This window comes from Streptomyces filipinensis, from assembly GCF_014649495.1.
Taxonomy (GTDB): Bacteria; Actinomycetota; Actinomycetes; order Streptomycetales; family Streptomycetaceae; genus Streptomyces; species Streptomyces filipinensis.
The window spans coordinates 1-7,452 of the sequence record NZ_BMTD01000048.1 but is presented as its reverse complement, the minus strand read 5'-3'; the positions used below and the strand labels follow the sequence as shown (position 1 = coordinate 7,452).

The following is a 7,452-nucleotide window of genomic DNA, read 5'->3' as shown; positions in this document are numbered from 1 at the left end:
TCGCGGCCGGCCTCCGCCGCAACGCCCGCGACCCTCGCCGCCCCCTCACACTCCTCGGCCTCGGATGATCACGAACCGGGCAGCATGCGAATGCCGAAGCCCTGCATGCCAGGTACGTACGGATACGCCAGTAGAGGTGCGGGTGGCGCCCTTCGTTGAGCATGGTGATCAGGCGTACGGACCCGACACGGGCTACTTGACGTTGAGGACGACATCAGCTGTTGAGTGGAGGGGTGGCAGGTAATTATCCGTCACGCGAACCTTGACGGTGTATTGACGGTTGACGGTCAGATTACCTGTCAGCTGTCCAGTCTTCTCATCGATGGTGACACCCTCGACTTCATTGACAAGCGACCATGTCAAGGGCTTATTGATGCCTTCACTTCCTCCGGTTGCAGTGAGGTCCAGGGTGAAGGACGGCTTTACCGTATAGGTGCCGCCTTTAAAGTCTGGTGCGTTGAGCAGCTCTATGGTAGCGGGAATACCGATGAGCAAGTTTCCGATTGCGCATGAGAGTCCGTCGATCAGTGAGGTCATACCCCAGACCGCAAGCTGCCAGTTTTTGGGGAACCATTTGTGCGCGATCGGACGGGCGACCTGGCAGATCAACGGGAATGGCGCTACTGCAGCTTGCCCATACGCGATGTCCTTCAATTGCGTCGGAACTTCTGGCGGAAGCCTTGAGGCGGCGATCTCGCCGGCCACGATAGCCCCGATACCAAAGGCAAACGTGGCGGCCGAGCCCTCGATGATTGAGTGGACCTTCTCAAGATCCTTTACTACGGTTTTGCCTGCATTCTTCAGCAAAGTAGACCGGCCGATCTTGTCCCATGTCTCGGCGAACACCGTACCAAGGGCATCGAGAGCCCACTTGAAGAGGGCAATGACCCAGTTGGCCAGCGGCGCCCCTTCAGCTTCGAGCCATTCGGTTCCCAGCACAGGGGGTGCGGTCGCCGCTATGTTCCATGCGCCAACAATGCAATTGAAGCCGTTGATTATTTCGAGCCAGTTGACCGGCTCGGCTGATCTGCCCTCCTCAAAAATGTCCGCCATGGGGTTGATCAGGTCCGTAACCGTCGTTGAGAGACCTTGGAGGACGCCACAGGCTATCGTGCTGGCCTGAAGTCGCACCAGGAATAGGTTCTCGTCCTCGTCCGTGTCCGGATCCATGTCCGTGACGGCGGCCGACTCAAGCATGTACGGCGGCTTAGGAATGGAAGGGAATTTCCCTCCCGGGAACGGCGTGCTGTCCACTCCCATGATCAGCTTGTGGATCGTTGTTTCGAAAAAGGCGGCTACCAGGAAGCCTACGTCTCCCAGGGTCGGGACGGTTGGAGGATCGCCACCCCCAGCGTTCTCTTGCACCCATCCGTACAGGCTGTTGGCGAATCCGAGATCCAGTGGGGTACGGAGGAACAATTCGAAGGATGTCCCGGCCTTCTTGGCAAACGCCAAGAGGTTGGCGAATGTGGCGCCTGCAGCCGTCAGCCCCTCTACGATGACTTTTTCGAGAATGTCCAGGAAGTCGGAGAGGGCCGATTGGTTGGCACTTTCGGGAGAGTCCGGGGCGAAAATACCGGAAACCAGGTCGCTTATCTTCTCCAGGGAGCCGGTGAACGACAGGAAATCTGTCGACCCGAACAGGAACTCCATGAACGTGGAGTAGTCATCATCGTCAGGGCGTTGGCCGATGAGGCCCTGCCCGCTACCGCCGTGAGCTGTGGCCTTACTGAGCATCCAATTTGCCTGCGGAGTGTTGAGATCCGCTGCTTGGGTTGCTCGACCGGAGGCAACAGGCTTCCCGTCCTCGGTTTGGGCGAAAGATGTAGGAATCGGTGAAACCTTGTTTTGGAAGTCGCCCAAACGCGCGTCTCCGTACTTATCCTTCAGATTTTGAAAAGCCTTGTGGACCGTAGCCACCTGGCTGTTGAACCAACTTGCACTCAGATTTTCCACATATCCGAACGTTGCTCCGATGATGGGGAGTATCTCGTTCACGAAGCCGGTCTGCAACGCTGTCTTGGTTTCCCAAATGTCGTGGAAGTCAAAGAGTGACTTGAGCCAGTCAATGACGCGAGAGATTGCGTCAGCGACCATCTGGAAGACGGCCTCGACGGCTTGGACCGCTTGTTCGACCGAGTCGATGATCATTTCGCCGAGGGAGACTATGGCTTCGCCGACCCAGATGGCGACTTCGGTGACGGCGGCCACGATGACTTCGGCCACCCGGGCGGCACCGGACTTGATGCCCTCCCACACATCGGAGGCCCAGCTGACGGCGTCGTCCCACCAGCCGCCATATGCGGGATGGCCGTTGCGATAGGCCTTGTAGGCCTCCAGTTCGTCACGGCTGCGGAAGGCCTGAAAGGCAGGCCTGTCCGGATCCCAGAGCTGGATGACGTACCCGTAAGCGGCCTGCGGTTCTTCGAGCCCGTCCAGGTGGAGCCGAACCGTCTTGTCAGTGCTGGCTGCTTGTGCGTAGGCGTTGGAGCAGTGGTCGACCACTACCTGCGGGGTCAGACCGCGTTCTTTCAAGCTGTCCCAGTTCGGCACCAGTGGCGGCGGGGGATCAGCGTGCGGTGCCACGCTCTCGATTTGGTTCGGGGGGGCCTTGGCGTTCTGCAGCAGTGTGGGGGTGAGCGGACCCCTCTGCGAAGGGAGGGTGCCGTGGCCGGCGAGGAAGTCATTGGCGGGCCCGGCGAAGTCAATTGCGGTGCCGGCTTCCAGGCCGTCGGCATTCAGGTGTATGACCGGCGGATTCAGCCCGCGGGCGGCAATGGAGAGCACGACCTTGCCCATGGCGTTGGTCGTGGCGGTGATCGCGCGACCAGGTCCTACTTGATAGGAGATGTCACCGATCTGCACTTCCACCAAAGAGTCTGCCGAGACCGTCACGTTGTGCCCGGTTAGCGGGTGGCCCGCCAGGCTGAGCAGAGTGGCGACTGCAACGTAGTGGGAGACGATGTAGGTGGCTGGCTCGGTGGCATGCGGGAGACGGATCTTGTCCATGTGCCACTGGGATGTGTTGATGTCCTGGGTGTTGAGGCAGTAGGCCTCTGCCGCGCTCTTGTCGCGCAGCTTGATGAGCTCGGACGGCTTGAAATCAGGCTGGGGGTCGAGCAGGAAGCTGGCGACGTTGGCCTGAAGGCCCACGGTAACCAGCGTCGACGGGCCCGGCGGGGCCTGATAGACGGGCGCCATTTCGCCGCCCCGTTGCCCGAACACCGACACCTTGCCCGTCCCCGGCCGGTACGCGATGAGGAACGGCAGGCCGCTGGTGCCGTAGAAGTCGTAGGGGGTCACCGTGTCGTCCGGACTGGCAAAGTCGTAGCCCGCCATGCTGGTTCCCTGGACTATGGGCACGTAGATGTTCGAGGGAACCATCCGCTCGAGGACCCACTCTTGCTGACCGGGCGCAGGCCTGTAGGTAAGGATGTGGTCGTTGAAGCCCTGACCGGTGTAGTCGAAGGGAACCAATCGGTCCTGCTCCAACGCGAGGTCCCAGCCGCCGATTCCACCGGTGTCGTTGTGGATTACTGCGGTGAGGCCGCCCTTGCCGTCCGAAGTCACCACGTACACCTTGCCCGTACCGGGCCGGTAGGCCAGCAGATGGGTACTGCTTCCCTTGCTGTTGTAGTCCAGCCCCGCCATGAAGAATGGCTTGTTGAGGTCGAATCCGCCAAGCGTAGACAGGCGGTCTGTCACTCTTTGGAAGGCGCCGTCGCGGTACGCGAGCACGTATGCATGACCTGCCAGCCATATTGGGGTGCAGTACAGCAGGTGATCATTTTTGCCCGTTCCGGTGTAGTCGAAAGGCATGAGCATTGTTTCGTCATAGATCCCCAGTCCGGCTATGTCGGCGCCCTTGTAGACAAGTTCGAAGGTGTCTTTTTCTCCCTTGCGGTAGATCCGTACTTTGTCTTGGCCGGGTCCCGTTGCGTCGGGGTGGTAGCAAAGAAGATGGTTCTGCATCTTTGAGCCGGTGAAGTCATACGCGACGACATGCTGTGTCATTTCACTGTACGTAGGATCCGAGGGACTTCCTGTGAGAACAGTCCGGAAAGGGTCGTCGGAAGTCGTCGCGCGCGTGATGATCTGCACTGTGGCGTTATCGACTGCCAGGAGAGAGTTCGATGCCTTCGAGCTCGTGTAGTCGAACGCGAGCAGCCGGGAATCTCGATCCATCAGGCTGAAGTCAGCGATACCCGTCGGTGCACCTGCTAGGCGAGCCGATGTCCACTCTGGGAACACTGGATAGGTCTCGGCATCCCCCGTCGACTGCCAGGCGGACTGGTGCAGCACGCGCAGTGTTCCGCCTCCCTTCGGATCCGACTCCCTGGTGATGCCGAAAATGTGCAGCCGGCCGGCGGCGTCCTGCCACGACCTGGGTGCGGACGCTCCTTCCGTCACGAACTGCAGCCCCTTGACTGTCTGTTCTGCCTTTTGCTGGGGCGAGGTTGGCGGGAAATAGCCGGTGACGAGCGTTCCCTGCCCGTCCAGGTAGATGTACCCCACATCCGTCTGGGGGTAGCGATGCGGGAAACGAGGAACATTCCATGTGCCACAAAAAGCAGCCACCGATGTACTGACTTCATGATTGTCGAAAGGTGGACCTGACGCATGGAACGAAATGCGGGTCAGGGTCTTGTCGTTTAGGACGTAGTAGACGTAGATGCCGTCAGCTTCAGGCAGCGGAGAGTCGTAGTAGCCTCCTCCGACGATGCGTCCAGCCCCAGTGAAAGTGGGACCCTGCGTAAAGGTCCATCTCCGTGCAGCGTTTTTGGGGAAATTCGACGACGGGTCTCCAGCCACTGGAGAAATAGCGACGCAGGTGTAACCAGTTGGCGGCTGCCCGATGACCGTTGGCCCCCCTTCGGGGGAATATGACACCGAGAGCCATTTCATCGCCGGCAATTGGCCGTCTATTGCATCAGAAGGAGCTTGCTCCCACGAGCACAAGGCGGTGCCATCTGGTTTCTCTCCCACCTTCTTCAGTATGAACAGGTCAGGCGGAAGCAAAGATCCACCCGACGGCACCGTGGGGACGCAAAACGCCCACACGTTGCGATTGGGGTGGACCGCAATCACTACCTCAGAGAACGTTTTCGTCTCATCTTTCAGCACAGGATTCTGAACCCAGCCCGTACCCGAGGCGTCCGTACGTTCCAGATAGGTCAGCTGGTTTTTCACATCGAGGACAAGCGCCTCTTCACGAGTCTTTTTGAACGGGTTAGCGAACAGCGCCTCTTTGTTTGATCCATCGGCCACCGACACGCCTTGCGCCTGCACTGCATCCTGCATCATCTGCGTCGTCACCGAGAACGAAGCAGGATCTTCCAGGTGCGGGTCCAGGGTCACCTTCTGGTCAGAGATTGGCCCGCCGTTTCGGAACGTCTCGATGCCCATGACACAACTCCCACTGGGCCTGCCTAAGATTCCAACCTGATTTTGCGAATCGACGCCGGAACCTCGTGAGCTGAATGCCGCTGCCGCAGCGGCACAAAGGTGTGCAGACGCGTACGCACCAGAGTCTGACGCGTCGGTCGCCGTGGTCGTGTTTTCTCCACGAAGGCTTGCTCTTGCCCAGTACAGCCACCCTGCGTCGCCCTTGACAAGTTCTCGCGAACCACGGACCGTTGAACGTGTTGAATGCTCAGGTAACCACCTCGGGTAGCCCCGTTCGTCGGCTTGCCGAGGTGCCCCAGAAGGCTCCTTGCGATGGCCAAGGCGAGACTCTGCCCCAGAACCGGCGCCTGCCCCCCTAATACGCACGAGGCGAGCATCGGTAGCCCACGCAGGTGCCGAGGCGCACCGCGGCCGCGGCTGGTCACTGCAGTCGCGGTGCTGGCCGCCAGCCGCTCAGCTACAACTGCGGCTGGCGAAGCAGAGTCGCCATGCGGGCGCAGAGGCGTTGAGTCTCCGAGGGGCCTTGGTGGATGCGTGGCTCTGCCTGCAGGTGAGCCAGATAGTCCCGCACGCGCGCGGATTGCAGGCGAGGGTACAAGTCACACAGGAGGTGGCCGTGATGAGTGGCCTCGGTGAGACGTCCCAGTGAGACCAGTTCGAGAGCCAGCCGGCCGTGGACCACGGCGGTGCTGCACTGACGGTACGGCTCAAGATTGTCCAGACAGTGATGCAACCTTGCCACCGAGGTGAGTCGATCGCCCAGGGCGTGGTGAGCCAGTGCAGTGTAGTAATGCCACAAAGCAACTGGCTGTCCAGCGATGGGAGCAAGGTCCCAAGTCGCCGACCGTGTCAACGCCTTGTCCTTGACTTCCTGCAGGCGCAACGTTGCATTTCGATGCCCGGCCGCGGCCAGGGCCGCCGCATAGGGGCCGGCTATATGCACCTGTAGCCCGATATCGCCTTTCGGGGCGCGCCGCGCCGCGACGCGACACAGACGTACCGCCTCCTGCGGATGCCCCAGCCCCAACGCCTGCACCGCCATGCCACGCAGGGCAAGCGCGCCACCCACAGTGTCTGCAATCTCTTCCGCCAGACGCAGAGACAGACGGTAGTAGGCAAGGGCTAGCCCATGCTCCCCACATTCTGCATGTGCCCGAGCCAGTAGTTCCGAAAGCAGCACCACTTGAGCCGTCAACGGCTTTGCCTGATTAGCGACCTGCAAAACTGAAGAAGCACGAGCCACGTAGGCAGCAAGGGGTGTCCTGATGTAGCCGCCACCAAAGGTGTCCGCATGACGTGCGAAGAAAGACGCGGCCTCCGCCATGCCGCTTTGCTCCCACTCCCAATCCCCTGGCGCCCTCGCTAGTTCACGACCCTTGCCCTTGAAAACCGTCGTCTCGAGCGACGAAACGGTCGAGGATTTCCGACCGTGATCCAGACCGAGGACATCATGAAGGGCGTGGAGCGAGTACACCAAGGCCTCAAGTTCCCCGCGGCGTCCCGGATCGGCATCCGCTGCTCCCAGAGCTGCCAGTTCCCGTAACCCCGTTGACGCAGCGGACGACGGTGATTGAGGACAGCACAGTGCAGCCAAGCCGGCATCGGGCAACCCCAACGGACGTCCAAGACGTCGAGACAGCACTTCCACGATGATGGGCGCCACCCGGGACTGCGGACGAGATCCGGCAAGCCAGTGTGCCACCGATGTCCGGTCGTAATGCAGCTGGAGGTTGCACTGGGCTCCTAGCGCGTTTACTGCTCGCGCCAAGGCCTCGCCGCTCCAACCGCTCTCCGCCAGCAGCTCGCGGAGTCGATAGTTCGGCTCTTTCAGGCGGTGAGGGCACATGTTCCCGCCCAGTGGGGGTTGCTGCAATGGGCCGGACCCCCTTTCGACAGCAGGACTCCACAAGCATTATCAGCCAAGTGGTGGCCGGTTACCACCCAGGGCTTCGGCATTCGCATGCTGCCCGGTTCGTGATCATCCGAGGCCGAGGAGTGTGAGGGGGCGGCGAGGGTCGCGGGCGTTGCGGCGGAGGCCGGCCGCGA

The 7,452-nt window shown here is 60.9% G+C and carries 2 protein-coding genes; both read right to left on the bottom strand.

What is annotated here, in order from left to right; genetic code table 11:
• Positions 1-192: 192 nt before the first annotated feature.
• The gene (locus IE244_RS41240; RefSeq protein ID WP_191878717.1) at positions 193-5,406 is read right to left on the bottom strand and encodes a cadherin repeat domain-containing protein; all 5,214 of its coding nucleotides are present in this window, start codon (positions 5,404-5,406) and stop codon (positions 193-195) included.
• A 457-nt stretch (positions 5,407-5,863) separates the two neighbouring features.
• Positions 5,864-7,252, bottom strand: a complete 1,389-nt coding sequence (locus IE244_RS43485) for an NsdA family TPR-like regulatory protein (protein ID WP_506005189.1) — start codon at positions 7,250-7,252, stop codon at positions 5,864-5,866.
• Positions 7,253-7,452: the final 200 nt, after the last annotated feature.

What these genes read in the sequence shown, in the direction of transcription:
- IE244_RS41240 (WP_191878717.1), bottom strand. Translation starts at nt 5,406, where the DNA reads ATGGGCATCGAGACGTTCCGAAACGGCGGGCCAATCTCTGACCAGAAG.
- IE244_RS43485 (WP_506005189.1), bottom strand. Translation starts at nt 7,252, where the DNA reads ATGTGCCCTCACCGCCTGAAAGAGCCGAACTATCGACTCCGCGAGCTG.